The 26,673-nt window shown below is 64.9% G+C and carries 26 protein-coding genes; 10 read left to right on the top strand and 16 right to left on the bottom strand.

Features of this window, described 5'->3' with window-relative positions:
* Position 1: 1 nt before the first annotated feature.
* Genes ACS7SF_RS22235 through ACS7SF_RS22220 form a run of 4 tightly spaced genes read left to right on the top strand, consistent with a single transcriptional unit; the run spans position 2 to position 3,652 of the window.
* Positions 2-1,177 (top strand): acyl-CoA dehydrogenase family protein, encoded by a 1,176-nt coding sequence (locus tag ACS7SF_RS22235; protein WP_439894287.1) that lies wholly within the window; start codon positions 2-4, stop codon positions 1,175-1,177.
* A 28-nt stretch (positions 1,178-1,205) separates the two neighbouring features.
* Complete coding sequence (locus ACS7SF_RS22230) at positions 1,206-2,822, top strand: AMP-binding protein (RefSeq protein WP_439894286.1); 1,617 nt, start codon at positions 1,206-1,208, stop codon at positions 2,820-2,822.
* The gene (locus ACS7SF_RS22225; protein ID WP_439894285.1) at positions 2,819-3,235 is read left to right on the top strand and encodes an acyl-CoA thioesterase; all 417 of its coding nucleotides are present in this window, start codon (positions 2,819-2,821) and stop codon (positions 3,233-3,235) included. The genes ACS7SF_RS22230 and ACS7SF_RS22225 overlap by 4 nt, the downstream gene beginning before the upstream one ends.
* Positions 3,236-3,259: 24 nt before the next feature.
* On the top strand, positions 3,260-3,652 hold the full coding sequence (locus ACS7SF_RS22220) for a RidA family protein (protein ID WP_439894284.1): 393 nt from the start codon (positions 3,260-3,262) through the stop codon (positions 3,650-3,652).
* Positions 3,653-3,710: 58 nt separating this feature from the next.
* On the opposite strand, the gene ACS7SF_RS22215 is transcribed toward ACS7SF_RS22220, so the two are convergent.
* The 6 genes from ACS7SF_RS22215 to ACS7SF_RS22190 are packed head-to-tail and all read right to left on the bottom strand — an operon-like array spanning position 3,711 to position 9,837.
* Positions 3,711-4,562: a VOC family protein gene (locus ACS7SF_RS22215; protein WP_439894283.1), complete on the bottom strand. Its 852-nt coding sequence runs from the start codon at positions 4,560-4,562 to the stop codon at positions 3,711-3,713.
* 46 nt (positions 4,563-4,608) lie between these two features.
* Positions 4,609-5,358 carry an ABC transporter ATP-binding protein gene (locus ACS7SF_RS22210; protein WP_439894282.1) on the bottom strand — a complete coding sequence of 250 codons (750 nt, stop codon included), beginning with the start codon at positions 5,356-5,358 and terminating at the stop codon, positions 4,609-4,611.
* Positions 5,359-5,364: 6 nt separating this feature from the next.
* Positions 5,365-6,201, bottom strand: a complete 837-nt coding sequence (locus ACS7SF_RS22205) for an ABC transporter ATP-binding protein (protein WP_439894281.1) — start codon at positions 6,199-6,201, stop codon at positions 5,365-5,367.
* Positions 6,185-6,775 (bottom strand): OsmC family protein, encoded by a 591-nt coding sequence (locus ACS7SF_RS22200; RefSeq protein ID WP_439894280.1) that lies wholly within the window; start codon positions 6,773-6,775, stop codon positions 6,185-6,187. The genes ACS7SF_RS22205 and ACS7SF_RS22200 overlap by 17 nt, the downstream gene beginning before the upstream one ends.
* A 34-nt stretch (positions 6,776-6,809) precedes the next feature.
* Positions 6,810-8,648 carry an ABC transporter permease gene (locus ACS7SF_RS22195; RefSeq protein ID WP_439894279.1) on the bottom strand — a complete coding sequence of 613 codons (1,839 nt, stop codon included), beginning with the start codon at positions 8,646-8,648 and terminating at the stop codon, positions 6,810-6,812.
* A gap of 19 nt (positions 8,649-8,667) precedes the next feature.
* Positions 8,668-9,837: an ABC transporter substrate-binding protein gene (locus ACS7SF_RS22190; protein ID WP_439894278.1), complete on the bottom strand. Its 1,170-nt coding sequence runs from the start codon at positions 9,835-9,837 to the stop codon at positions 8,668-8,670.
* Positions 9,838-10,165: 328 nt separating this feature from the next.
* On the opposite strand from ACS7SF_RS22190, the gene ACS7SF_RS22185 reads away from it, so the two are divergent.
* From ACS7SF_RS22185 to ACS7SF_RS22175, 3 genes are all read left to right on the top strand, one after another.
* Positions 10,166-11,164, top strand: coding sequence for a fatty acid desaturase (locus tag ACS7SF_RS22185; protein ID WP_439894277.1), 999 nt, complete (start codon positions 10,166-10,168; stop codon positions 11,162-11,164).
* A gap of 22 nt (positions 11,165-11,186) precedes the next feature.
* Positions 11,187-11,978 (top strand): phosphate/phosphite/phosphonate ABC transporter substrate-binding protein, encoded by a 792-nt coding sequence (locus tag ACS7SF_RS22180; protein ID WP_439894276.1) that lies wholly within the window; start codon positions 11,187-11,189, stop codon positions 11,976-11,978.
* A gap of 767 nt (positions 11,979-12,745) precedes the next feature.
* Positions 12,746-13,534: a hypothetical protein gene (locus ACS7SF_RS22175; protein ID WP_439894454.1), complete on the top strand. Its 789-nt coding sequence runs from the start codon at positions 12,746-12,748 to the stop codon at positions 13,532-13,534.
* Between the two features lie 259 nt (positions 13,535-13,793).
* Here the strand turns inward: ACS7SF_RS22175 and ACS7SF_RS22170 are convergent, their stop codons facing one another.
* Positions 13,794-14,534: a DUF4198 domain-containing protein gene (locus tag ACS7SF_RS22170; RefSeq protein WP_439894275.1), complete on the bottom strand. Its 741-nt coding sequence runs from the start codon at positions 14,532-14,534 to the stop codon at positions 13,794-13,796.
* 370 nt (positions 14,535-14,904) lie between these two features.
* On the opposite strand from ACS7SF_RS22170, the gene ACS7SF_RS22165 reads away from it, so the two are divergent.
* The 3 genes from ACS7SF_RS22165 to ACS7SF_RS22155 are packed head-to-tail and all read left to right on the top strand — an operon-like array spanning position 14,905 to position 17,448.
* Positions 14,905-15,273, top strand: coding sequence for a helix-turn-helix domain-containing protein (locus ACS7SF_RS22165; protein WP_439894274.1), 369 nt, complete (start codon positions 14,905-14,907; stop codon positions 15,271-15,273).
* Positions 15,270-16,316, top strand: coding sequence for a PepSY-associated TM helix domain-containing protein (locus ACS7SF_RS22160; RefSeq protein WP_439894273.1), 1,047 nt, complete (start codon positions 15,270-15,272; stop codon positions 16,314-16,316). The genes ACS7SF_RS22165 and ACS7SF_RS22160 overlap by 4 nt, the downstream gene beginning before the upstream one ends.
* Before the next feature lie 22 nt (positions 16,317-16,338).
* Positions 16,339-17,448, top strand: coding sequence for a porin (locus tag ACS7SF_RS22155; RefSeq protein ID WP_439894272.1), 1,110 nt, complete (start codon positions 16,339-16,341; stop codon positions 17,446-17,448).
* 70 nt (positions 17,449-17,518) lie between these two features.
* On the opposite strand, the gene ACS7SF_RS22150 is transcribed toward ACS7SF_RS22155, so the two are convergent.
* From ACS7SF_RS22150 to ACS7SF_RS22110, 9 genes are all read right to left on the bottom strand, one after another.
* Positions 17,519-18,592, bottom strand: coding sequence for an ROK family transcriptional regulator (locus tag ACS7SF_RS22150; RefSeq protein ID WP_439894453.1), 1,074 nt, complete (start codon positions 18,590-18,592; stop codon positions 17,519-17,521).
* A gap of 189 nt (positions 18,593-18,781) precedes the next feature.
* Positions 18,782-19,699 (bottom strand): ABC transporter permease subunit, encoded by a 918-nt coding sequence (locus ACS7SF_RS22145; RefSeq protein ID WP_439894271.1) that lies wholly within the window; start codon positions 19,697-19,699, stop codon positions 18,782-18,784.
* 2 nt (positions 19,700-19,701) lie between these two features.
* Positions 19,702-20,589: a carbohydrate ABC transporter permease gene (locus tag ACS7SF_RS22140; RefSeq protein ID WP_439894270.1), complete on the bottom strand. Its 888-nt coding sequence runs from the start codon at positions 20,587-20,589 to the stop codon at positions 19,702-19,704.
* A gap of 10 nt (positions 20,590-20,599) precedes the next feature.
* Positions 20,600-21,919, bottom strand: coding sequence for an extracellular solute-binding protein (locus ACS7SF_RS22135; RefSeq protein ID WP_439894269.1), 1,320 nt, complete (start codon positions 21,917-21,919; stop codon positions 20,600-20,602).
* A 10-nt stretch (positions 21,920-21,929) separates the two neighbouring features.
* Positions 21,930-24,077: a phosphocholine-specific phospholipase C gene (locus ACS7SF_RS22130; RefSeq protein WP_439894268.1), complete on the bottom strand. Its 2,148-nt coding sequence runs from the start codon at positions 24,075-24,077 to the stop codon at positions 21,930-21,932.
* A gap of 6 nt (positions 24,078-24,083) precedes the next feature.
* On the bottom strand, positions 24,084-24,812 hold the full coding sequence (locus ACS7SF_RS22125; RefSeq protein WP_439894267.1) for a DUF1868 domain-containing protein: 729 nt from the start codon (positions 24,810-24,812) through the stop codon (positions 24,084-24,086).
* Positions 24,813-24,816: 4 nt separating this feature from the next.
* Positions 24,817-25,542: an energy transducer TonB gene (locus ACS7SF_RS22120; RefSeq protein ID WP_439894266.1), complete on the bottom strand. Its 726-nt coding sequence runs from the start codon at positions 25,540-25,542 to the stop codon at positions 24,817-24,819.
* A gap of 9 nt (positions 25,543-25,551) precedes the next feature.
* On the bottom strand, positions 25,552-25,950 hold the full coding sequence (locus ACS7SF_RS22115) for an ExbD/TolR family protein (protein WP_439894265.1): 399 nt from the start codon (positions 25,948-25,950) through the stop codon (positions 25,552-25,554).
* Between the two features lie 2 nt (positions 25,951-25,952).
* On the bottom strand, positions 25,953-26,660 hold the full coding sequence (locus ACS7SF_RS22110; protein ID WP_439894264.1) for a MotA/TolQ/ExbB proton channel family protein: 708 nt from the start codon (positions 26,658-26,660) through the stop codon (positions 25,953-25,955).
* Positions 26,661-26,673 lie beyond the last annotated feature (13 nt).

Below are 26,673 nucleotides of genomic sequence, written 5' to 3'. Positions count from 1 at the left end.
CATGAGCGACAAGGACTATCTGCAGTGGCCCTTCTTTGACGACAAGCACCGCCAGCTCGAAGCCGAGCTGGACGCCTGGGCGACCAAGCACATCCCGCACGATCACGGCCCCGATGTGGATGCCGAATGCCGCGCGCTGGTGAAGCTGCTCGGTCAGGGCGGCTGGCTGCGCCACGCGGTCGGCGGCACGGCGCACGGCGGCGCGGGCGAAACGATCGACACGCGCGCCATCTGCCTGATCCGCGAAACGCTGGCCCGCCATTCCGGCCTGGCCGACTTTGCTTTTGCGATGCAAGGGCTGGGCTCGGGCGCCATCTCGCTGCACGGCACGCCGGAGCAACGCGAGCGCTATCTGACGAAGGTGGCGCGCGGCGAGGCGATCTCTGCCTTCGCACTGTCCGAACCCGATGCCGGTTCCGACGTGGCTGCCATGGCCTGTGCCGCGCGCGAAGACGGCACCGACTACGTGCTGGACGGCGAGAAGACGTGGATTTCAAACGGCGGCATCGCGGACTTCTATGTCGTGTTTGCACGCACGGGGGAAGCGCCGGGTTCGCGTGGCATCAGCGCGTTCATCGTCGAGGCCGGTACGCCGGGCTTTGAGATTGCAGAGCGCATCGACGTGATTGCGCCGCACCCGCTCGCGCGCCTGCGCTTTACCAATTGCCGCATCCCGGCCAGCCAACGCGTAGGTGCAGCAGGCGAGGGCTTCAAGGTGGCCATGCGCACGCTGGATGTGTTCCGCACGTCGGTGGCCGCTGCAGCGCTTGGCTTTGCACGTCGCGCACTCGACGAAGCACTGACGCGCGCCACCACCCGCAAGATGTTCAACGGCGTGCTGGCCGACTTCCAACTCACGCAGGCCAAGCTCGCGCAGATGGCCACGGCCATCGACAGTGCCGCGTTGCTGACCTACCGCGCCGCCTGGCAGCGCGACCAGGGCCGCAACGTCACGCGCGAAGCCGCCATGGCCAAGATGACCGCCACCGAAAACGCGCAGCAGGTGATCGACGCCGCTGTGCAGATGTGGGGCGGCCTGGGCGTGGTGAGTGAACAGCCGGTCGAGCGGCTGTACCGCGAGATCCGCGCGCTGCGCATCTACGAAGGTGCGACCGAAGTGCAGCAACTCATCATCGCGCGCGAACTCCTGCGCGCGGCCAAGCCCGCAGCGCACTGATACGTTCCAGAGAGACGGAGAGCTCGCCATGCCCAGCGCCCATATCGACACCTTCGCCCGCGACCGGCTGCCGCCGGCGGAGCTGCAACCGGTGTATCGCTTCGACCTGCCTTCGCTGCAGTTTCCGGCCCAGTTGAACTGCGCCACCGAGCTGCTCGACCGCCGCGTGGCAGCAGGCGAGGGTGGCCGCCTCTGCATCCAGGCCCCCGGCATCCGCTGGACGTATGCCGACTTGCAGGAGCACGCCAACCGCATCGCCAACGTGCTGGTGAACGAGATGGGTGTGGTGCCTGGAAACCGCGTGCTGCTGCGCTCGCCCAACAGCCCGATGCTGGCGGCGTGCTGGTTTGCAGTGATGAAGGTCGGCGCGATTGCCGTGGCGACGATGCCACTGCTGCGCGCCAAGGAGCTGGGGCAGATTCTCGGCAAGGGCGAGATCGGCTTTGCGCTGTGCGATGCGCGACTGATCGGCGAGCTGAACGATGCGGTTGCGCAAGCGGCCAAGCCGGTGCAGGTGCAGAGCTTCCACGATGACACGCCGGAAGGGTTGGAGGCCGCCATGGCTCGCCAGCCGGCCACCTTCACCAACGTCGATACGGCTGCGGATGACACCTGCCTGCTTGCCTTCACCTCGGGTACGACTGGTGTGCCGAAGGCGACGATGCATTTCCATCGCGACATCCTGGCGATCTGCGCGTGCTGGCCGCCGCATGTGCTGAAAGCCCGTGCGGACGACATCTTCATCGGTAGCCCACCGATGGCGTTCACGTTCGGGCTGGGTGGCTTGTTGCTGTTTCCGATGAGCGTGGGCGCATCGACGGTGCTGCTGGAGAAGGCATCGCCGAACGATCTGGTGGATGGCATTCGCAACTTTGGTGCGACGGTGTTGTTCACCGCGCCCACCACGTACCGCAACATCGCCGCACGTGGGGATGAGCTGCGCGCTACGCCGCTCCGGCGCTGCGTATCCGCGGGGGAAGCGCTGCCCGTGGCGACGCGCACGCTATGGAAGAACGCGACCGGCATCGAGCTGATCGACGGTATCGGCGCGACCGAGATGCTGCATATCTTCATCTCCGCCGCCGATGCCGAGGTGCGCCCGGGCGCCACCGGCAAGGCGGTGCCCGGTTATGTCGCGCGCGTGGTGGACGACGCGGGCAACCCTGTGCCGCCGGGCACGGTGGGTCGCCTGGCAGTACAAGGACCGACCGGCTGCCGCTACCTGGCCGATGACCGCCAGCGCGCCTATGTCAAGAACGGCTGGAACCTCACGGGCGACGCCTACGTGATGGACGAGGAAGGTTACTTCCACTACCACTCGCGCACCGACGACATGATCATCTCGTCGGGCTACAACATTGCGGCGCCCGAGGTGGAAGACGCGCTGATGCAGCATCCAGCCGTGGCCGAGTGCGGGGTGATCGGCGCGCCGGACGAGGAACGTGGCCAGATCGTCAAAGCCTTCGTGGTGCTGCACCCCGGCCACGAACCCAGCCCGGAGATGGTCAAGACGCTGCAGGATTTCGTGAAGCAGACCGTGGCGCCGTACAAGTACCCGCGTGCGATCGAGTTCTGCGCGAGCCTGCCGCGCAGTGAAGTCGGTAAGCTGCTGCGCTATCGCCTGCGTGACACTGCCAAATCATGAGCTACCACTTCGAGCGCGCCGCGCGCATCCGCTTCGGACATTGCGACCCGGCCGGCATCGTCTACTTTCCGCAGTACCTCGTGCTGTTCAACGGCTTGGTCGAAGACTGGTTTACCGATGGCCTAGGCATTTCGTATGCGCAGATGCTGGGCCCGCGCCGCATCGGCCTGCCTATCGTGAAGCTGCACTGCGAGTTCAGCGCTATCAGCCGCATGGGCGACGACGTGCAGTTCAAGCTCAAGGTGGAACGGCTCGGCAATGCATCCATGACGCTCGGCCTGGATTGCTGGGCCGGCGAAGAACAGCGCGTGCGCTCGCAGCAGGTGCTGGTGTTTACCGATCTGAATACGCATCGCGCGATTGCGGTGCCGCAGGATGTGCGGCAGGCGATCGAGGCGAGCATCCAACAATAGAACTCGAATTCAAGGAATCACATCATGGAAGTCCTCCTCCCTCCCGGCTGGCCGCGTCCGAAGGGCTATGCCAACGGTGTGTCCGCGCGCGGGCGCATGGTCTTTGTCGCCGGCATGATCGGCTGGGACGCGCAGGGCGTGTTCCACACCGATGACCTCGCCGGTCAAGTGCGGCAGGCGCTGCAGAACATCGTCGAAGTGCTGGCCGCTGGCGATGCCAAGCCCGAGCACATCGTGCGCATGACGTGGTACGTGACGGACAAGAAGGCCTACGTGGCCGCGTACCCGGAAATCGGCAAAGCGTTCCGCGAGCTGATCGGCAGCTTCAGCATTGCGATGACGGCGGTGGAGGTGTCCGCACTCGTTGAAGACCGGGCCAAGGTTGAGATCGAGGTGACGGCCGTCGTGCCGGACTGAAAAAACACGGCACTTAACGGTGCTGAACGGCGGACAAAAAAGTCCGTTCCCACCGGGTTCAGGCGAGTGCCGTTTCCGCCAGTGGGCCCTGTGGTGCATGCCGCGTGCCAGCGGATGGTTGTACCGAAATCCGCGCGCCGTGCGTCTGTCCGACGGGCAGCGACGCTGTTGTCCCGAGTGTGCTCGATAGCGCCAGCCCCAGGACGCCTTCACCGCGGGTAGCGAGGTGGTGTTCCAGATCCACCGCGGCAGGCAGCGGACTCTCCGGTAACGGGCTGACCAGCACCACGGCTGCGTCGCCCACCGGCACCACAGCCGAGGCGATGCCCACGCCGGCCAACGCGGTCGGTGCCGACGCCTGTACCGATCCGAGCAGCGCGCGATATCGCGCCAGACTGGTCTCGATATCCCGAACCGCCACCGTGACGGAAGCGATGCCCTGTACGCCGTTGGCATGTTCGCGCACCTCGCCTTCACGCACGCGCAGGTGGCGCGGGGTCACGTCGCCACACAGGAAGGGCAGGTCGGGGGTGGCAGGGCGGCCGAGTTCCCAGACCAGCTCTGCGCCATCGGGGCGCAGACGACCGCCGGGCAACGGCCCTTCATAGTCGAGACCACGCTCGCGTGCGGCATCGACCACGGCGCCCACGTTGTGCGGCAGCAGGGCAAAGTCGACATAGCCTTCGCCATGCTGCTCGCCGAGCGACCACCAGCGGCGCTCGGGTGCGGGCTGCAGGAAGGCGATCAGTTCCAGGTAGCTGCCGTCGGCAAAGCCGACCAGCGCGTTGTGCGTGACGCCATCGGCATGCGTGCCGCCGCGCTGCACGGTAAAGCCAAGCGCCGTGTAGTCGGCGATGACGCGCTCCAGGTCATGCACGCGGATGACGATGTGGTCCAGGGTCAGGCTCATGGCGGTTCCGGTTGGAGGGGATGCGGATGGTGTCAGACGTCAGGCGTCAGGCGGCTTCACCGCCGAGGTAGGCGCTGCGGATGCGTGCATCGTGCAGCAGTTCGCGCGCCGGCCCCGACAGCACGATACGCCCGTTCTGCAGGACGTAGCCGTGGTGGGCGATGCGCAGGGCGAGGCTGGCGTTCTGTTCCACCATGAAGACTGACACGCCGGTGGCGTTGACTTGGGCGATGAGGTCCAGCACATGGTCGACATAGCGCGGCGACAGGCCCATGGTCGGCTCATCCATGCAAATCAGGCGCGGGCGGCCCATCAACGCACGGGCCATCGCCACCATCTGTTGCTCGCCGCCCGACAGCGTGCCGGCCAGCGCATGCAGGCGTTCTTTTACACGCGGGAAGAGCGTGAGCATGCGCTCGTAGTCTTCCGCGATGGCGGTGCGCTCGCGGCGTAGGTTGCGCGTGAAGGCGCCCATCAGCAGGTTCTCGCGCACCGTCATGGCGCCGAACAGCCGGCGGGCTTCGGGCACCGACGCCACGCCCAGCCGGATGATCTGCGGCGTCGAGAGCTTGAGCGTCGACACCCCGTCGATCTGCACGTCGCCGGAGGTCGGCTTGTGCAGGCCGAGGATCAGTTTCATCGAGGTGGATTTGCCGCTGGCATTGCCACCCAGCAGGCTGACAATCTGGCCGGGCCGCACCTCCAGGTTCACGTCGAAGTGCACCTGCGCGGGGCCATAGTGCGTGTTGATGCCGGAGAAGCGCAACAGCGGTTGAGAGGAGGCGAGCGTAGACATGGGTTGCTATGCGGCTAGGGCATCAGGTACGTCGCCCACGGCGCGATGACCGAGATACGCCTCGATGACGGCGGGATCGTTGCGCACGGTCTCAGGCCGGCCTTCGGCGATCTTGCGGCCGTTGTCCATGGCGATCACGCGGTCGGAGAGTTGCATCACGAGTTCAAGCTTGTGCTCGATCAACAGGATCGTCTGGCCCTGTGCCTTGAGTGCGGCAATGATCTGCTGCATCTCGGCGGTTTCGCTTTCGTTCATGCCGGCGGTGGGCTCGTCGAGCAGCAGCAGGCGCGGGCGTGCGGCAAGCGCGCGGGCAATCTCCACGCGGCGGCGGTTGGCGTAGGACAGCGTGTACGTCGGTTGATGCAGGCGCGGCAGCAGGCGCTCGTCAAAGAGGGCGAGGATGTCGCGTGCCTGTTGGTGCAGTGCGGCTTCCTCATCGCGCACGCGTGCTGACCGCCACAGCGCCAGCACCAGTTCGGCCAGCGGACCGATCACCGGCCACGGTGGTCGGACCGCGCGCAGTTGCGTGTGCGCACCGATCAGCACGTTGTCGAGCACGCTCAGGTTGCCGAACACGCGGCCGTGCTGAAACGTGCGCGCCACGCCGGCGGCGGCAAGCTGCTCGGCGCGCCAGCCGGTGGTGCCGACGCCATCCACGCGCACCGTGCCCGCATCGGGCGTGTCGACGCCGGTGATGAGGTTGAACAGCGTGGTCTTGCCCGCGCCGTTCGGGCCGATCAGGCTGACAACCTCGCCGTCGGCCACGTCCAGGTCGATGCTCTCGACCGCTATCAGCCCGCCGAAGCGGCGCGTGACGCCGCGCAGTTCAAGCCGGGACGGCATGGCTGGCCTGCGGGTCGCTCGCGCTGTCAGTCGAGCCGTCGGTGGCGCCCGTGCGCGTGTGCTGCAGCGTGGCGCGGATGGTTTGCGGGTGCTTGAGCAGGTTCAGGATCGGGCAGGTACGCTCGACCGCTTCGAACAGCGCGTCGAGCTGCTCGCGCGAGGCGGGCGAGGCGATGTGCACCGTGTAGCCGATGTCGTGCGGATACACCGGGATGTGCTCGTAGCCCGGGTGACCTGCGCGGGCGTCGATCTGGCCGGTGACTTCCACCTCCAGCGAATCGATCGGCACCTCATGCTGCGCAGCCTGGATCAGGAAGATATGCGTCACGCACGAGCCCAGCACGCCGAGTTGCTGCTCCGGAGAGCTGGCCCCCAGGTTGTAGCCGGCAAAATCAGGCGGGCTGTCGCTGAGGATCTGGTGCTCGCGAATGCGTACGCGCCGCACGCCGCTGCGGCCTTCAGCGCTGACGCTGGCGGCCAGGCGCACCGGTTCGAAGGCGCCGGACGCAATGCGTGCTTCGCGTGCCAGCACGGCTGCGCGTTTTTCGATCAGGTAATCGTTGAGCGTGCTCATTGGGGTTCTCGTGAGAGTGAAGCAGCAAGGTAGGTCAGACCGTCCCCAGCAAGCCTTGGGGCCGGAAGCGGACCAGCAGCAGAAGCGTGAGGCCGACGATCAGGATGCGGTACTCGGCCGTGACGCGAAACAGTTCAGGCAGGCCGACGAGCGCCACCGCGCCGATCACCGCCCCCGCCACGCTGCCCAGGCCGCCGAGGATCACCATGGTCAGCGCCAGGATGGAGATCGGCGAGCCGAAGGTCTCGTGGTTGATGTAGCTGTAGAGATGCGCGGTCAGGGCACCGGCAACGCCCGCCAGGAAGCCGCCCACCCCAAAGGCCAGCGCCTTGTAGCGCGCGGGCGAGACGCCGTAGGCGCGCGCCGCAACGTCGTCTTCGCGGATCGCGCGCAGGGTGCGGCCGAGGTGCGTGCCGAGGAGGCGCCGCTGCAGCAGCCCCAGTGCCACCACGGCAGCCAGGCCCACCCAGTAGAACGCCGCGGCGGAATCGAGCGCGACGTTGCCGGCGGCCAACGGCGGAATACCTGCCACGCCGATCGGCCCATGTGTGACGCTTTCCCAGTTGAGGATGACCAGCGCGATGATCTCGCCGATGCCCAGGGTGGCGATCGACACGTAGTGCCCGCGCAGCCGGAACGCCGGCAGCACCAGCAGCGTGCCGAGCGCGGCGGTTACCACGCCGGCCAGCAGCACGGCCAGCAGCACAGGCACGTGGGCATCGATGGCCAGCAGCGCCGAGGCATAGGCCCCGATGGCCAGCAAGCCCGCATGCCCAAGCGAAATCTGCCCGGCCGTGCCCGCCACCAGCGTGAGCGACAACGCCAGCAGCGCGTACAGCCATGCGTTGGTCAGCACCTGCACGACATACGACGACACGCCGGTAAGCGGCACCACGGCCAGCACGGCAATCGCCACGGGCCACACCCAACGCGGCACCTTGAGCGGCCGGCTCGGCGCGATGAAGGTGCCGGTCAGCGGTTCGGGCGGCAGCGCGGGTTTGCGCGCGAACAGTCCATTCGGTCGCCACACCAGCACGCCCACCAGCAGCAGGAAGGCGAACAGGTTGCGATACGGTGTGCCGAACAGGGCCACGCCATAGCTCTCGGTCAGGCCGAGCAGCAAGCTGCCGGCAATCGCGCCGGGCACATTGCCCACACCGCCAATCACCACCGCCACCACGCCCTTGAGCGTGGCCTGAAAGCTCATCGCGGGGCTGATGTTGTTGTAGTACATGCCGACCAGCAGCCCGCTTAGCCCACCCAGCGCGGAGGCGATGGCGAACACGGCCTGGTTGACCGCGTGTGTGCTCACACCCATCTGGCGTGCGGCGTCACGGTCCTGCGCGGTGGCGCGCACGGCCCAACCCAGCCGCGTGTAGCGCAGAAACACAAACAGGACCGCCGCACTGGCCAGGCCGAGCGCCGCGATCAGCGCGTCCAGCGCACCGATGCTGCCGCCGCCCAGCGTGAGGCGCCAGTCGGGCAGGGGGCTCGGCAGCGCGCGTGGGTCGGGCCCGGCCAGCAACTGGACGGCCTGATCGATCACGTAGCTCAAACCGATGGTCGCCAGCAGCGGTGCAATGCGCGGTGCATTGGCCAGCGGGCGCAACCCGACACGCTCGATGCCCATGCCCAGCAGCGCCGAGCCGACGATTACCAGGGCGATCGTCACCCACAGCGGCGCGTGCAGGTGCGTGATGGCAAACCAGCCGATGAACGCACCGACCGTATAGACCGAGCCATGCGCAAAGTTGATCAGATGCGAGACGCCGAAGATCAGCGCCAGCCCCACCGCCAGCAACGCATAGATGTTGCCGACGACGAGCCCGTTGACCGTGTAGTCGAGCCACGCCCCATGCAGCAGCGATTCCATCTTCGATCCATCCGCCCGGTTATTGCTTGGCGACCGTGGTCTTGCGATCGAGCAGCGTCCACTTGCCGTCCTTGACCACCACGTTGATGCTGCGCACGCCCAGCACGCGGCGCGTGGCGGGGTCGAACGTGGCGCGGCCAAACACCACGCTGGGCACGTCGCGCAGCCTGGGCAGGGCATCGCGGATGGCACGGCGGTCCGTGCCGCCCGCCTTCAGCGCTTCGGCGGCCAGGATGACGGCGTCGTAGGCGAAGGCGTTGAAGGCGTCGGGGTCGCGCTGGTACTTGGCGCGGAACTGCTTGACGAAGGTCTGCACTTCGGGCCGCGGCTCATCCGGGAAGAACGTGGTGTTGGTGGCCACGCCGTTGACGGCCGTCGCCCCCAGCTCCAGGAACTTGGGCGAATACACCGAGCTGGCCGCCACGATCGGCAACTGGATGCCCGTGGCCCGCAACTGCCCGGCGATGAGCGCCCCGTCTGCGTAGTACGAGATCAGCACGATGCCGTCGGGTTTGGCGTCGCGCACGCGTACGAGCGTGGAGCGGAAATCCTTCTCGTCGGGCTGGTAGCCTTCGGTGGCCACCACCTGCGCGCCGCGCTGTTTGGCGGCCGTCGCGAACACATCCTTGCTGGTGCGGCCCCAGTCGGTGTTCAGGTAGAGCACGGCCACGCGCTTGAAGCCTTCGGTCTTGACGGCCAGATCGGCCAGCAGCGGTTGCGCATCGGCTTGGCTGACCGACGGGCTCCAGATGAAATCGCCGCCCTTGGTGAAGTCCGGGTGCGAGTTGGTGAAGCCGAGTTGCACGAGCCCTGCGCGCTGGTAGATCGGCGAGGCCGCCATCGACGCGGGGCTGGAGAAGTCGCCCAATTCGATGAGAATGCGGCGGTCTGCCACGAACTTCTGCGCAATGGCGACGGCCTGGCGCGGGTCGCTCTGACTGTCTTCGAACACGTACTGCAGCGGTCGCCCGTGGATGCCGCCGGCAGCATTGATCTGCTCCAGCGCCAGGTCGAAGCCGGCCTTCCATTGCGCGCCGTACTGCGCGTTCTGACCGGTCAGCGGGCCGGACACGCCAAAGTACAGTGGCTCACCCGAGGCCGGCGCCGCCGTGGCCTGTCCGGCAGCACCGGCTGCCGCCACCCACATTGCGCGAACCATCCAGCGTCGCCATCCCAGCAGCACAGACATCGTTTGCTCCATCGCTCATTGCACTCGAGAAGCAATCACTATGGGCTGACGGTGCACGCGTGCCAACGAAGGATTGGGAGCATGCATATTCGCGCACTTGTGGTGCCATGGCCCCCTTGCTATTGCGGGAGAGGCCAGGCGCCAACGCGCATTGGCCAGCAGATGCGCGCTTTGCATCACGGCAAGACATTGGCTGATCAAAGACCGTCCTGAACATCATGTGCGCTGGCGATGGCGTGCCACATATCGTTATCGGCAATCCTTCGTTCCGGTCGTCCGGGGCCGGCCCGTATGCTGTGCCTTCGTCCCACAACGCAAGCCCGCACGCATGGCCATTTATCTTGACGACCGACAGCGCACAGAGCTGGCGCAGGCCGCCCGTCACTGGCTGTGGCGCACGGAGTTACCGACGTGGCTGCTGATCGCCACGGTCTATGCGACGTGGTTTGGCGTGGCCACGCATGCACGGCAACTTGGTTTGCCGCTGGCGTGTGTGCTGCTCACGCTATCCACCACGTGGTACCTGTCGTTGCAGCACGAGCTGCTGCATGGCCACCCGACGCGCCTGCCGTGGCTCAATGCCTTGCTTGGTGCCGCACCGCTGGGCATCTGGCTGCCCTATGGCCTGTATCGGCGCCTGCATCTGCAGCACCATGAGGCTGAATTGACGCACCCCGACACCGATCCGGAGAGCTACTTCCTCTACGCCGTGGATTGGCACGCCGCCAGCCCGGCGATGCGCAAGCTGTATGTCGCGCGCAATACGCTGGCGGGGCGGATGTTGCTGCAGCCCGCGTTCTCGATCCTCACCATTGCGGCGGATGCTTTCGCAAAGCTGCGCGCTGGCGACTGGCGTGACGCGCCAATGTGGACGGCCCACCTGCTTGCAGTCGCGGTGTTGCTCGTCTGGCTGCAGACCGCCTGTGGCATGCCCGCTTGGCTGATGCTGCTGGGCGTGGCGTACCCGGCGCTGTCACTGGCGGCGATCCGCTCGTTCCAGGAGCATCGCGTGGCGGATTCCCACGCAACCCGCTGTGTGATCAACGACGCCGGCCTGATGTGGCGGCTGCTGTTTCTCAACAACAACTACCACTTGGTGCACCACGACCTGCCTTCCGTACCGTGGTTTGCATTGGCGTGGGTCTACCGGCGCCGCGCCGACGACTACCTCGCGCGCAACGGCGGCTTCCATGTCCGCGGTTATCGGGAATGGCTGATCCGCTATGCGTTGCGCGCGGCGGCGCCCGTTGCGCATCCGCTGTTCCATGGTCCTTCCGATCGGCACGTGGTCGCGCCGCACGCCTATGGCGAATATGGCGAAGCGTGAGCGCTGGGTCGCAGCCCTCCCGATGTACAACGTCTCTGCGTCGTTGCGGGACGATTGGGCCACGCTGATCGAGCGGACAGCCCAGGCGCTGGGCCGTGGCAAGTCGCCCGTGATGCTGGACACCGTGGACCCTGGCGAGAGCCCCGACGCGCTGCACGCATTCTGGCGGCGCGACGACGTGTTGCTGTCGCAAACCTGCGGCTACCCGTTGATTCGCGGGTTGGCATCGCGGGTACAGTTGATCGGCACCCCTCGGTTTGTGGTGCCCGGCTGCCACCAGGAGGCCTACAGCAGTGCGATCGTGGTCCGTGCGAAAGATGGACCCGCCACCCTGGCCGCATGCCGGGGCGCGCGGGTGGCCTGCAACAGCCCCGACTCGCACAGCGGTATGAACGCGCTGCGCCACGCCGTAGCGCCGCTGGTGCGCGGCGCGCGGTTCTTCGATGCCGTCGTGCACACGGGCTCGCACCTCCGGTCGCTGGCGGCTGTTGCTGACGGCGAGGCCGACGTTGCCGCCATCGATTGCGTAACGCTGGCCTTTGCCGCCGAGCACAGGCCCGAACTGGTTGCGGGGCTACGGCAGATCGGCTCGACACGGCATGTGGCCGGCCTGCCGTTCATCGCCTCACGCCGGGCGGACGACGCGCTGGTGGAGCGAGTGAGGCAGGCGATGTGCGAAGCCTTGCACGATGACGCCGGCCTGCGCGCCAGACTCCGCCTGGAAGATATCGTGCCGACCACGCTGGCGCATTACCGGCCCATCGCCGTGATGGCGCGCGAGGCGCGCATGCGCGGGTATGGCGAACTGGGCTGACATTCCCAGAGTAGAGGAATAAAACGGCTGGCGTGGTGGATAGGAAAGTCTGGCCAACCAGACGCCCCGCTGTTGGCCAGACTTTCTGTGCGTTGTTTGTCTGTTGAGGCGCCAGCCTAGTACAGACTTTTTGGTCTACCGTTAGCTTCAGCTATCCGCCAGCCGCGTACTGTTCCTGCGGCCCGTCTGCGGCGTGCCGCTCGGCTCCAAGGCCCCGCCGCGCGACCTCATGCTCACGCTTCCGGCATAGGGTTTGAGTTTCCCATCCCAACAGCCTGCTAGCGCGCACCGCCCGCCCTGAAGGCTGCCGTGTCAGCATTCCCATCGCCGCTGCTCGCCTGCTGGCTTAAGACCCCATCTCGCCCGCCGCGCGTGGCGGTGTCGTTCCAGCCCCCTATGGCACTCACAAACCAGACGGTCCTGTCCGGCAAAGCCCGATCTCAACGAAAGCCGCACAACATGTCATGCACGTGCGAAATCAACAAGGAATCTGCTCGAACCCCACTGCAATAAAGCATCTCTCCAGAACGGGTCTCCATAAACTTGTATTCGACCTGGCAGCCACCTCTTGGAGAGCAATGCAATGGCATATCAACCGAAATTCATCAGCTTCGATTGCTATGGCACTTGGGAATGAAGGGACAACGCGCAAAGCGATTGAGACCGTTGCCATCCACGATTCGACACCTGCTGCAATGAACCGAAACTTTAAGAAAGAACGCTCGGCCAGCATTTGTTGTTCGGCTGGCAGAAAACGGAGTATTTCCATGGTGCATTCGCGCGTTGCCGGCATCGCCGGGCTCACCGCCAGTTTGTTGTACGTGTCGGCACCGCCGGTGCACGCCGCGCTGCCAGACGAAATCCAGGTGTATACGGGCGACATCAACGCACCGGGCGAGCTTGGCTTGGAGCTGCATCTGAACACGACGCCGAGCGGCATCGCAGAGCCCTCGTACCCCAAAGAAGTCACAACGCCCCACGGTTGGCGCGCAACCGCCGAGTTCTCTTACGGATTGACGCCGTCGGTAGAGCTTGGTCTGTACGTTCCGACTTCGCTCACGCGCGAGAACACGTACTACGTCACCGGTCCGAAGGTCCGCGTCAAGTGGATGCCTGTTCGACCGGAGGATGGTGTCGGCTACTTCGCCGGTCTCAACGTCGAGCTGGCTCACGTGGCGTCACGATTTGAGCAGTCCCAGCAAGCTGCCGAGTTGCGGCCAATTTATGGCTTTCAGAATGAGCGGTGGCTATGGGCGATCAACCCGGTACTTGACTGGAACCTCTCTGGCCCCGAGCGCAGCGGTGTGCCTGAGGTTGCGCCCGCATTCAAGGTGGCTCGCACTGTCGCAACCGGCGTTCGCACCGGGGTGGAGTACTACGCTGGACTGGGGCGTGTTGATCATCTTCTGCCGTTGCACGAGCAGCAGCACACGCTATTTTTCGCGTTTGATGTGGACCGTAAGCCGTTCGTTTTCAACTTTGGCATTGGACGCGGGTTGACGCGTAGTACCGACCGGTGGACGTTCAAGTGGATTTTGGAGATTCCGTTGAGTTGATCGGCAACACGGGCGGCGCTGAAAGCCTGGTGGCACATCAACTTCCGTGCTGCTCGACGGCACGGAATTCGGCGATCTACGCGCGGCACAACCGGTAGATCGCAGGGCCGTGCGAGCAGATAGGACACGCCTAGTTGTCGATCGCATCCTCAGTGAGCGCGATTGGCAGGGCAAGAGCGAGCGCAGCGATCAACTGCAGAAGCAACCGGAGCGGCGTGCTCATATGCAGTCTCGCCACGTCTTCACGTGCCTGCCAGACTTACTCGGGTTGGTGCGGCAGCACGAATGACAGCGTCGCTAGATACTCGTCGCGGTTTGTCTGCACTGGATTCGCAGGTGGCGTCGTGAGCGTTGCAGCGACGACGTTGAGGCCCTGGTTCCGCACCTTGATGGTCGCGATGCCATCGGCACTCGTCTTCAGTGGCTTGGAGTCGGGATCCGTGACGTAGTCGGGCTGTACCAGGGCGCCCTGCACGGGCTTGCCCTCGTACAACACCCGGACCACAAGCTTCTGGCCCATCTTCTCCGGCAAAGGCTTCACCATTGGCACGATCTGCAACTTGTGGGCAGGCAGGAGAGGGGGCACTACATTTAGCCGGCGCAGATGTACCGCGTACTTGAAGGTGTGTTCGCTGATCGTGGCATCAGGCACCTCGTCCTTGCCCTTGTTGTACCACTCGCCGTCGGGTGTTTTGCTCCACGGGCCATGGTCGAGCACAGCGGTCACGATCGCCGGCTCCTTCTCCGCTTTCACTACGAGCAGCGATCCATGCGGCGTGAGCTGCATCGGCTCCTCTTTGCCGTTCTCGTCATAGGCCGCGACAGCCTTGATCTTTGGCTGACGCTTCACTGCATCTAGATCATCGGCGCCCACGCCGTAGATCAGCGCCAGCTCGTTCGAGCGCGGTGCGAACCAAATGCCATGAGCCCGCGCCATGTTCACCGCGCCCAAGCTCGCAATCACGGATGCCATGACGGTAAGTTTGCCGAGAGTTCTCATTGTCTTCTCCTAACGTGGGGTAGTTGAAACTAGAAAAGCGACCACTGCTTCGTACAGGCACCGAAGCGCCGTTGGATGCCTGAGCAAGCGTCGGGTGAGCGGCATCCTGATGGCGCTCGACCGGGGCAACAGCCGAGGGATCTTGTGCAAGAAGGTCTCGGATTCTAGGCACCACGTCGCGCAGCGTCTTGGACAGAATTGCTGCGTTTGGCATGCATCTGGTTTTCACAACTTTGTGCTGTTCCACTACTTACAACGCCATGCAGTCGTTTGCGGCGCAAGGGACTTCGGAGGAATGTGCCGCATCTGGTTCCTAGAATCTCTGCCAGAGAGACCTACAAAAAAAGCGTCACTGCTGGAGGAACCAAGAATGACCATGCATCGGTGCATCGCGTGGGCGATCGCATACATAGACGAACATCTCGACGAGCGCCTGTCACTTAATGAGCTGGCCGCGATGGCTGGCCTGAGCGTGTGGCGCTTCTCTGCGGTGTTCCGCCAGCATGCGGGCCTTTCGCCGCATCGCTTCATCTGCAGACAGCGTCTTCAGTTTGTGCAATCCCTGTTGGACGACGGCGAGCCGCTCGCATCTGCGGCGCGATTGGCGGGCTTCTACGACCAGAGCCATCTCTGCAGGCATTTCAAGAGCACCTGGGGCATGACCCCTGGTCAGTACGCGAGCCGTCAGCGCAGCGTCATTGCTGCTGCGGACGACGACCGTGAACGGGAGGCCGCATGAAGTTCGCTTATCGATGGCATCGTTGGCTGGGGTGGGTGCTCGCACCGCTGCTCTTGGTGTCTGCGCTGACGGGTGTCACGCTGTTGTGGCTTCAGCCGCTGCCCTCACCTCAGGCGAGTCCGCCCACGGTACAGGAATGGGGAAGGGTGCTCGATCGAGGCATGGTTGAACTGGTGAGCCGGTATCCAACGGCAAAAGCTGATCTCGTCAACCTGCCCCGTGGCCCCGACGCACCGATCCGCGTGCACCTGCGCATGACGCAGCCCAGCCAGAGTGGTTGGGCCGATATCGATGCGACGCGCGGCACGGCAGGCCAACTGCAGCCGGACAGCCATGATTTGAAAACCCAGCTGTTCGAACTACACGAGCATCTGAGGCTCGGTGAAGTCGGGCCCTGGGTACTTCGAGCATCGGCGTTGCTCGCGCTGGTATCGATCACGATGGGTCTGCGCGTCTGGTGGCGCGTGAGGCGGTTGCCTGCGCGCTCGTCCTGGCAGCGATGGCATCGATGGATCGGTCCGGTCGCCACCCTTCCGCTCGCGATGATGCTGGCCACCGGCTTCGTACTGCGCTCGCCGGAACTGGCGAGCGGCGCGCTGTCTGCGTTTGCAGGCGGAGGTTCCGTTGCACCTCCGCCCGCCGGGCAGGCCGCAAGCGCGGGGCAACGATCTACGCTGGGCCAGGCGCTCGTCGCCGCATCCGTCGCGCTGCCGCAAGCTCGACCGATACGAATCTACGCGGCGCGCGGTGGCGTGCTCCGCGTGCGATTGCGAGTGGATGAGTGGAACCCCTTTGGCTTTCACTCGGTGTACCTGCGAGAGGCTGACGCCTCGGTTCTGCGCATCGTGCGAGCCAGCGAGCAACCGCTGACCGTCCGCTATCTGAACGTGGTGTACCCGCTGCACACCGGGTGGCTGCCCGGCAACCAGGGGATCGCGGCTGCGTTGGTCGCTCGGGGGCTGTGGACGCTATTCGCGCTCTCGCTCGCAGCGCTGTCCCTGTCGGGGGCGGTGCAGCGCTTCCGGAAAAAATCAAAACGTTAACAAGATTGAGGAGACACATCCCATGCGATCGAATTCGATCACACGGCAAGCCATTACCGTGCCCGTTGTCCTTGCGACTTCTCTGGCCGGAACCGCCTACGCACAATCCAGCGTCACCCTGTTCGGCACGGTGGACATGGCTTTGGCGCACGGCTCCGGCAGCATTTCGAACCTGAGCCAGATGGCGAGCGGCGACCTTGCCGCCTCCCGGATCGGCTTCAGAGGTCAGGAGGACCTTGGCGGTAGCCTCAAGGCCGGCTTCTGGCTGGAGAGCGGTTTCAACGCGGACACCGGCACTGGCCAAACCACCAACACCAACAACCAGTCCACCGGTATTACTGGCAATGGAGGCCTCACGTTCAACCGTCGTTCGACGATCAGCGTCGGAAGCAATTGGGGTGAAATTCGCCTTGGCCGTGAGTACGTGCCGCAGTACATGAATCTTGCCGTCTTTGATCCATTTGACCTCGGTGGCAGCGGCGGCAGCCAAGTGCTGAATTCCGCGATCACCGGCCCGACTACGGTCCGCGCCTCCAACAGCATCTCGTACCTCTACGGGCATAGCTTTAACGCCTCCTCGATTGGATACGGGCCTCAGGGATTCAGCGGCTCCGGCTTCCAGTTCAACGCCATGTATTACATGGGCGAAAACCCCAGTGGTACCCCGACCTCCAAAGACGGGAACGGCTATGGAGTTCGCGCCGGCTACTCCACTGGGCCCTTTACCGTCGCCGGCGCAGTCAGCCGGGCTCACTACGCAGCAGGCGATGTGCAGCAGAACAACGCCGGTGCGAGCTATGACTTTGGCGTGGTCTACGCCATGGGCATGTACGAGTGGGACAAGAACGGGCCGATCAGCGCCAGGGGTTGGTTGGTGGGTGCGAGGATTCCCGCCGGCGTTGGCGCCATCCGGATCGCTTACTCACGTTACAGCACGGATGCGGCAAGCAGCCCGACGGCCAAGAAGTGGGCAATTGGCTATGTCTATACGCTGTCGAAGCGAACCGCCTTCTATACGGCCCTTGCTCACGTGAGCAACGGGGGCGCGTCTGCTCAGGCCCTGGACGGCGCAGTGACCGCTCCAGGCAAATCCTCTAACGGATTCGACATCGGGATCCGGCACAACTTCTAAATTTGTCTGCCGTTATGCGGTAACAGCGCGCAAAAAATGTCCGTAGGCGCGTCCCCTTTGCCCATCCCACTCACGCAAAGAATCGCGCCTTCAACGGCACCAGCGCTGCACCGATGACGGTTGCATTGCCTGTGGCCTCACCGAGCACGAGTTTCGGTCTTGGAGGCGCAACACCGTAGCGGTGCTTCTCCCAGAACCGGGCCCGTGCGATCAGCATCTTTCCAAGTTCGGGCGGTAACTGGCCACCAAACACGATCGCTTCTGGGTCGATCAAGCCCGCCACCGAGTTGATCACCCGATCCAGCGCCGGCAGTGTTCGTTCGATCCAGCGCTCTACACCGGGCCAAGTCGGATCGAACCGGCAGCGCAGATCTTCGACCGATTCAATGTCGACACCATTCGCGCGCAGCTCCCGGATCAGGAACTGCAGCGCCGGACGGCGCTCCGCCTCTTCGTCGGTGAAGATGGTCATTTCCCCCGCATTGCCGTGCGAGCCGAAGTAGGGCTTGCCGTCGATGATGGGGCCGCCACCGAATCCGTAGTTGAAAGACAGGTAGAAGAAGTTGCGCGCCCACAGGCCGGTGCCCAGCAGGCTTTCACCAATGGCCGCGGTGGTTGCGTTGTTCTCGATCCAGACAGGCAGCTTGAAGCGGGCTTCAAAGATCGGCGCCAGATCGATCAGGGACCAATCCTGCAGTGGCTCGGGCGCGTTGACCTGACTGCCCCCGCCGACGAAGAAGCCCGTCATCGCAAAACCGATGCCGACCACGCGCGCACGTGGTGCCTTGTTGCGCTTCAGGAGTTGCGTGATCTCAGTGCTCAGCCGGGCGAGCGATGCTTCGCGCTGGGTGGGCGGCGTCGGGATCAGGACTTCTTCCAGGATGTTGCAGCCGAGGTCTGCCAGGCAGAGCGCCATCGAGTCGGTATTGATTGAGACGCCAATCGTGTAGGCGGCGTCGCGCACCAGCTCGATCTGCGGGCTGGGCTGTCCCCGGCCGTTCTTGACGGGCTCGCCGGCGCGCAGCAGGCCGCGTGCGATCAGTTGTTCGACCAGGCGATGGATCGACTGCTGCGCAAGGTCGGTTTCTGAGGCAATCGCTGCCCGGGAGATCGCTCGGTGTCGCCGAACGATGTCGAGGATCATGCGTTCGCTCGGGCTGGGAAATGTGTCGCTCGCGTGCGCTCGACTGACTGTGGAGGTGTCGTGCGCGTGGTCACGACCTCGGGATCGGGTGGTCATGTGGAATGTCGGGGAGATCGCGCAAAAATTCTAACAAACCAATGTGTCGCGTTTGTGTGCGGACGGCAGCGCTTGCTGTCGATTACCTGCGGTTCATTTGCTCGCGCCGATCACGCCTTTGACAAACCAGCGCTGCAGTAGCGCAATCACCAGTACGGGTGGGATGAGCGCCACCAGCGCCGCTGCCATGACGAGGTTCCATTCCGGCAACTGGCTCGCTTCGGTTGGGAAGAAGCTGGCCACGCCCACCGCCACGGTGCGCATGCTGCTCTGGTTGGTCGCCACGAGCGGCCACATGTATTCCTTCCACGTGGTGATGAAGGCGATGGTGCCGAGCGCGGCCAGATTCGTCTTCGAGAGCGGCAGCAAGATATCGAAGAAGAACCGGATCGCGCCGGCACCGTCGATACGAGCGGCTTCTGACAATTCCACCGGCACGGTCTGATAGAACTGTCGGAACAGGAAGGTGCCGGTGGCCGACGCCATCAGCGGCAGCGACAGGCCGGCATAGGTGTCGAGCAGGTTCAGCGAGGGCTCGACCCGCATGCCTGCCAACGAGGTGATGAGCGCGTCCAGACCCGTCGCGCGCAGAACAGCCTTCAGCGGCTCGTACAAGTCAGAAGCAACGGCATAGGTGGGGACGATGCGCACCTCCAGCGGCAAGAGCAGCGTCATGAACACGCCCCAGAAGATGAGATGCCGCAGCGGCGAGCGGAAATAGACGACGGCGTACGCCGTGACCGATGACAACGCGAGCTTGCCCAGCACAACCACGCTGGACACGACCAGGCTGTTGAACAGCATCCGACCGATATCCACGCGCCGCGAGACTTCTCGTATGTTGTCGAGCAGATGCAGGCCGGGAAGCAGCGCAACGCCGTGCGCCTGCAACTGCTGGTTCGGGACCGAGGCTGAGCAGAAGGCGACGTACGGCGGACCCAGCGCGAACAGCACGCCGAGCAGCAAGATCGCGTAGCAGCACAGATGAAACGCGCGGCGGCGGTCGACCATGATCAATGCGATGCGCCGGAGCCGCGCTCGAAGGCGCGGAATTGCACAAAGGTGAGCACGATGACGCCGATCATCAGGACGACCGACAGCGTTGACGACCCGGACAGATCGAGCCCAACAAAGCCGTCTGAAAAGATCTTGTAGGACAGGATCTCGGTCGCTTCGCCGGGGCCACCGCGTGTGAGCGTGTCGATGATCCCGAAGCTGTTGGTGAAGCTCTCCAACATGTTGACGACCAACACCAGCAGCACGAAGGGTGCGATCAGCGGCAACTGGATGTCGATGAAGCGGCGCAGCGGGCCGGCGCCGTCGATGGCGGCGGCGGCCAGAGTGTCTTCCGGCACGGATTGCAGCGCGGCGGTGAAGATCACGAAGTTGAACGGGATCTGCGTCCACGCAAAGGCCACGGTCACCATCAGCAGCGCATCGTTGCCACTGACGTGCGGCGCCCACAGCCCAGGCCAGACCTGGTTGAGCCAGCCGAGCGGCCCGGCAACTGGGCTCATGAGGTAGCGCAGGATGACACCGAGCACCGCGCCCGCCACTGCGTACGGCCAGATCAGCAAGTGGCGAAAAAGCTTGCTGCCGCGCAGGCTGAGGTTGGCGCATCCGGCCAGCACCAGTGCCGCCACGACGGCCGACCCAACGCCCCCGGCCGTAAACAGCAGCGTGGCGCGAAGCGAAACATGAAAACCGGGGTCGGTCAGCACGCGCCAATAGTTTTGCAGCCCGACAAACACCGAGCCATTACCGAAGGGGCGCTCCAGGTGGAACGACCACCAGACCGCCTTGGCCGCCGGCCAGTAGAAGAACAGCGCGGCGAGCGCCAGTTGCGGCGCCGCCAGTGCAAGCGGGAGCCATCGGTGCGGGAAGGGAGCCATCGGCTTCATGCTAGGTCTCCTAGGGCAGCGTCACGCCGGCGTAGGTGTCTTTGAATCGTTGCAGCAGTTGGTCGCCACGCACCTTGGCGCGGTCCAGCGCCTGATTCATGGTCTGGCTGCCGCCAAAGGCTTTCTGTACCTCGGCCTGCCACGCCAGGCGGAACTGCGGCATGAAGCCCAGCCGTGCGCCTTCGCTGCCTTCGGCGGGCGCTCCGCTGAGCGACGCCAGGCCTGTTGCAATCGGCGCCAGTGCGGCGGCGTGTTCACCGCCCATCGTCATGAGCGCGTTGGCAGCGCGGCGCGTGGCCGGCAGGTAGCCGGTGCGGGTGCAAAACGCGATCTGCTGGGCGGGCTGGCGAAGGTAGTCGAAAAATGCGGCGACGCCTTGATAGACCGCTGCACTTTGCCCCTTCATGACCCACAACGATGCCCCGCCGACCACGGTGTTGTGCCGTTGCGTGCCGGCATAGATTGGCACCATGCCGACCTCGGCGTCGACGCGCCCGCTGGCACGGATGCCACTCCAGGCGCTGGTCGATTCGACCGACATTGCGCATTCGCCGGTGGCAAACGCGAGCGTCTGAACACCTGCTCGTGTGGCGGCCGCGTCGATGAGCAGACCGCGTGCCCGCCAGCGCATCACGTCGTTCATCAGGCGGCGGTGGCTGCCGGCGTTGAACACGTAGTGCGCATCCAACCCCAGGCGGCCGTTGTGTTGCGTGGCGATGGGTTCGCCCTGCGCGGCGCTGGTCTGCTCCAGCAGCTTCCAGGGGTCGAAGTCCGTGACTGCCGGGCACACGCTGCCGGCAGCCTTGAGCCTTTCTGCAGCCGCTTCAAAGGCTTCCCACGTGCGCGGTGCATGGTCGATGCCCGCAACGGTCAACCATGCCTTGTTGACGTACAGGATCTGCGTCGAGACGTTGAAGGGCAGCGAGTCGGGGTGTCCGGCGGAATCTGCGTAGTACCGGCGCACCACGTCGAGATCGTCCGACCAATCGACGTCGTGCCCCGTGTCGCGCATCAGGCGGTAGACCGGGTAGATGGCGCCGCTGAGCATCATGCCGAGGGTGCCGACATCGTAGATCTCGACAATGGCCGGTTGCCTGCCGGCCCGATAGGCCGCGACCACCTTCTGCATCGTCTGCTCGTACGTCCCTTGCGATGTGCAATGGACACGATGCGCATGCTGTGCGGCATTGAAGCCCGCGCACAGCGATTCGACTGCCTCGGCAATCGGGCCGCTGTGGCCGTACCAGAAGTCGAAGTCCGCTGCCGCCGCAACCGGCGAGACCACCCCAAGGGTGGAGGCAACTGTTGCGGCGAGCAGAAAGGGCTTCATTCCATTGGGTTCAGGTGGCTGGCGGTCGGTCTGGTCGGTCTGGCGGAGCGACAGGGTTGCTGTTGCGGCCAAGTGCCGGGTCGGACTTGCTGGGTTTTCCGGTTTCCACATGGCCGGCATAGCGCCATGCAAAGTCTCCAGCGCTGCCGGCCGTGACGGTCAGGTCGTACCAGGCGTCGCTGGCGGCGAGCGCCCAGTCTGCCTCGATGCGCCCGCCGGCTGGCAGACGATAGGTACGCGTCGCGGCACCGTAAGTATTGTCCGCAATCGTGACGGTGTGAGGAACGGTGTCGCGGTTGAACAACTCCAGCCGCAGGTCGCCCGTGCCGCGCATATCGCGGGGCCGCACTTCGAGCACGCTGCTTGCCGGGGCAGTGGTTGCCACCCGGCCCGAGACGCGGCGCAGGAATCCATTCGGCCCGAGGATTTCCAGATCGTAGTGTCCGCCGGCTGCCAGCGGCCAATGACCGGCAAGCTGGCTGTTGGCATCGACGGTATAGCGCTTGGGCGCGGTATCGACGGTGTGGTCGAACACGTGGAAGACCGCGCCCACGCTGCCGCTGTTGATGAACTGCAGCTGTAGCGCCTGCTTTGCCGAATCTACCTTGGCATGGGTGTGCAGGGCGTAAGGCAAGGCACGGGCCGGCCGTTGGCCGGGTTCCTGGTGGTGCAGCGTTTGTACCTGCGGCGGGCGGGGTGCGGGCAGGCCCGGCTGCATGGCACGTGTGGAGAGGAACGCCCGCGCGTCGGGCAAGGCAGGGCGCCCTGCGTCGGGCGCGGAGAAATCGAACACCGATGTCAGGTCACCGCACACGGCGCGTCGCCACGCGCTGATGTTCGGCTCGTGCACACCAAAGCGCGCTTCCAGGAAGCGGATGACCGAGGTGTGGTCAAAGACCTGCGAACACACCGCACCGCCCTTGGACCACGGCGAGATCGCCAGCAGCGGGACGCGCGCCCCCAGGCCGAACGGCAGGCCGTCTTTCGCATGGATTTCATCGGCCACGTCGATGTTGGAGGCGCCTTGTTCCGGCGTGGCCGCCGGGGATGGCGGCAGCACGTGGTCGAAGAAGCCGTCGTTCTCGTCGTACATGACCAGAAGCACGGTCTTGCTCCAGGTTTCCGGGTTGGCGGTCAGCGCGTCGAGCACGAACGAGATGAACGTCGCCCCGTCGGCCGGCGTCCACTTGGGGTGCTCGGAGCAGTTGTGCGGGGGCATCACCCACGAGACCTGCGGGAGCGCGCCAGCCTTGGCATCGGCTGCGAAGACGCTGGGCGGCCGGTGCGTCATCGCGTTGCGGTACAGCGCAGAGTCTTCCGGTGCGTTGGCAAACTGCTTGAAGAAGCGCAGCACGTTGAAGCAACTGACTGAGGCATTCGGGTCTTCCGGACGCGGATCGTTGCGCCTCCGAATGCTGTCCTGCACGTCGATCGGGAATGGGCCGTCGGCATCAATTCCCTGGTAGATCCGCCACGAAATGCCCGCCGCCTCCAGCCGCTCCGGATAGGTCGTGTAGGACACAGGCGGGCCATTGCGCGGCTGAAAATCCGGCCCTTCCGCAGGCTGGTCTTTCATCGGGCCACCGTGCGCACCAAACGGATCGATGGTGCCGGCCATCAGGTGCGAGCGATTCGGGTTGGTGGACCCGGGCAGCGAGCAGAAATACGCATCGCACACCGTAAACGCGTCGGCCAGCGCAAAGTGATAGGGGACATCGTCGCGCGTGTAGTGCCCCATCGTCAGCGCGCCCTTGGCGGGCACCCAGTTGTCATACCGGCCGTTGGCCCAGGCGGCATGCCCGTCGACCCAACTGTGCGGCAGCGACTGGACCTGCTGAGACGCCGTGCTCTGGCTCGGCATATGGAACGGCAGGATGACGCCACCGTGCCCATCGGGCTGCTCCCAAACTGTCCGTCCGCCGCGCAATGGCGCGGTGTTCCTGTCATTGAAGCCGCGAACGCCGGCGAGCGTGCCGAAGTAGTGGTCGAACGACCGGTTCTCCTGCATCAGGATGACCACGTGCTGTACGTCGCGGATCGTTCCGGTGGGTGAGGATGCCGGCAGGGCGAGCGCACGCCGGATGGACGGAGGAAACGCCGACAGCATCGAGGCGATGCCGGCGGCCGACCCTGCTTTGAGAATGTCGCGTCGGTTCATTGTGGGTTACCAGGAAGCGATGGTGTCGTGCCCGAGCACCAGGCGCGGCACGAAGGCGTGCATATCGTTGAAGGTGCAGAACGCCGGCGGTCCGAGTTCGAAGACCGGAACCTGCCGCCGAAGCCAGCCGGCACACGCGGCTTGCCGGTCAAGCAAGGCTGCGGTGTCTTCGGGTGTCATGGCGGTCAGCGGATAGGCGAGCGTGATATGGAAGACATACGCATCGTGCGTCGGATGCCGGATCGCCAGGTGTTCAGACAGGCGGTCGCGCAATATCCGCAGCTTGCAGTGTTCCGCATCATCAACGGGAGTCAGCGCGATGACACCCGCGCGAACTTGCAAGCTGGGCTCGGCAATCGTCATGCGCAGCGGAAGTTCGCAGCCGATGTCAAAGCGCGTCAGCTTTCTCTCCAGGTGGCGTGTACAGATGCCGAGCGGAGTGTCGGGCGGGAGATCAGCCGGCCAGAAGCCCGCTGTCCGTGTATGGTCGGTCGCGCCCTCGAACACCGTCATGTGATAGCTCTCGGGCGGCAGGAAGGTCAGATGCTCTGTAGCGCCGCTGTCGCTCAGTTGATCACGTACGGCGACCAGCGCATTCCACAGCGCGCTGGGACGCGGGACATGGCAGAGGATCGTATTGCCCGGAAAGCGGCGGACCGTGCCATCGCGATGGAACTTGAGGCCGGCAGGATGAACGTCGGGCAGAACGGATGCAGGCATGCGGGTGTCTTGCATGGCGTTAGTTGCTCAGCCGGAAGCGCAGCTCGATCTCGCCGGTCAGGCCACCGTCGTTGGGCGAGAACTTCCAGCGCATGAGCGCACGGATGGCTTCCTGGTCGAACACCTTTGAAGGCTGCGCGCTGACGATGCGGACCGCCGAGACACTGCCGTCTGCCTCGATCGTGGCCTGCGCGACCACCACCCCTTCGGTGTTGTTGGCCAGGGCACGTGGCGGGTAGTCGGGCTCGATGCGTACCAGCGGCACCAGGCCGCGACGCACGCCACCTGGCTTCTCGGCCGGTTTCTCTCGCGGCGCCGGAGTGGCTGCGGGAGTGGGTGTCGGAGCCGCCGCCGGCACCTCGCTCGGCTTGGCATCTGGCGTGGGCGCCGCGTCGGCATGCGATGGGGCGGCGGCAGGCTTAGGCAAAGGGGTTGGTTTCGGCGGAGCGGACTTCGGTTTCGGTGTGGCTTGCGCTGGCGCGGGTGCGGGCGGCGTCGGCTCTGGCGCTCCGGGAACATCTGCAATCGTCACTAGGCGCGCGACCTTGACAGGCGGTGGGGGCGCCACGGGCGGATCAGCCCGCTTGCCGAGAAACGCGGCAATCAATCCAGCTTCGAGCACGAGCGCGATCGCCAGTGCTGCGGGCATGCGCAGCCCCGAGGGCAGATCGTGGGCGGGTTGTGCCAGTGGCGTTGGTGGCTTCGATTGCACAAAGGGTGCCGTTGCCGGCAAGGACGTACTCATCGCATCCCCTTAGCGCTTTGCGGCGATACCGAGGTCTTCGACGCCGGCCGAGCGCGCCACGTCCATCGCGCGGAGCAGTTCCTGCAGCGGCACGTCCTTGTCGCCCGCGATCAGGACTTCGAGCTTGGCTTCCTGCGCGCGCGCCTTGATCTTCTGCGTCAGGGCGTCCGCCTCGATCGGCTGGCCTTCGAAGTACAGGCCGCCTTCCTTCTTCACGGCGATGGTCAGCGTCGCCTTGGGCAGTGCGGCAGCGGTGGAGGCTTGCGGAACGTTGATCTTGAGCCCGCTGGTGTCGATCATCTTCAGCATCGTCACCATGAAGAAGATCAGCAGGAACATCATGATGTCGATCATCGGGACAATCTCGATGCGCGGCTCCCGCGCCTCCATGTAGCGTGTGCGGCTCATGGTCAGGCTCCCGACAGACCGGCGTTCAGCGCGCGCTTGAAGGGGGCGCGTTCGACCGAAGTTTGCGCGGCCGCATGCGTGGTGGGCTGCCCTTCCACCAGATGCAGACGCTTGACGCAGGTGAGCTTGACCAGATCGAGCTGCAGCGTCGCCAGGCGCACGCGCTTGCTGAAGTAGCTGTTGGCCGCCACACCGACGATGGCCACCGCCAGGCCACAGCCGGTTGCGATGAGCGCGTGCCCGATGCCACCCGTGACAGCGCCAACATTGGGGCCGCTGGTGCCGAGTACGTTGAACGATTCGGTAATGCCGATGATGGTGCCAAGCAGGCCGATCAGCGGGCCCAGCGTAACGGCGGCGTCCAGCAGCCACAGCGAGCGATCAAGCTGGGGCAGCGTGCGCACGATGGCTTCATCAACGTAGCGGTCCATGGCTTCGGGTTCCAGGTGCCGCGCGTCGATGGCGGCCCGCAGGGTGCCACCGAACACGGTGGTCTCATAGCGCGTGGCGATGGCGCGCAACGCTTCTGCCTGGTTGTGATCGACGCCAGCGAGCTCACGGTCCAGCGCATGGCCCGACGGAACGATGCGTGCAAAGAACGCAGCGCGCTCGATGGTCACGGCTAGCACGACCAGCAGCATGAGGGCCAGCAGAGGAATGATGCCCATCGATTGCAAGCTCAAATCAATGAATTGTTGGTAGGTGTTCATGGGACTCCTTCAG

It is taken from the genome of Ralstonia sp. 25C, assembly GCF_051904805.1.
Lineage (GTDB): Bacteria > Pseudomonadota > Gammaproteobacteria > Burkholderiales > Burkholderiaceae > Ralstonia.
This window is presented reverse-complemented; position numbering and strand designations above follow the sequence as displayed.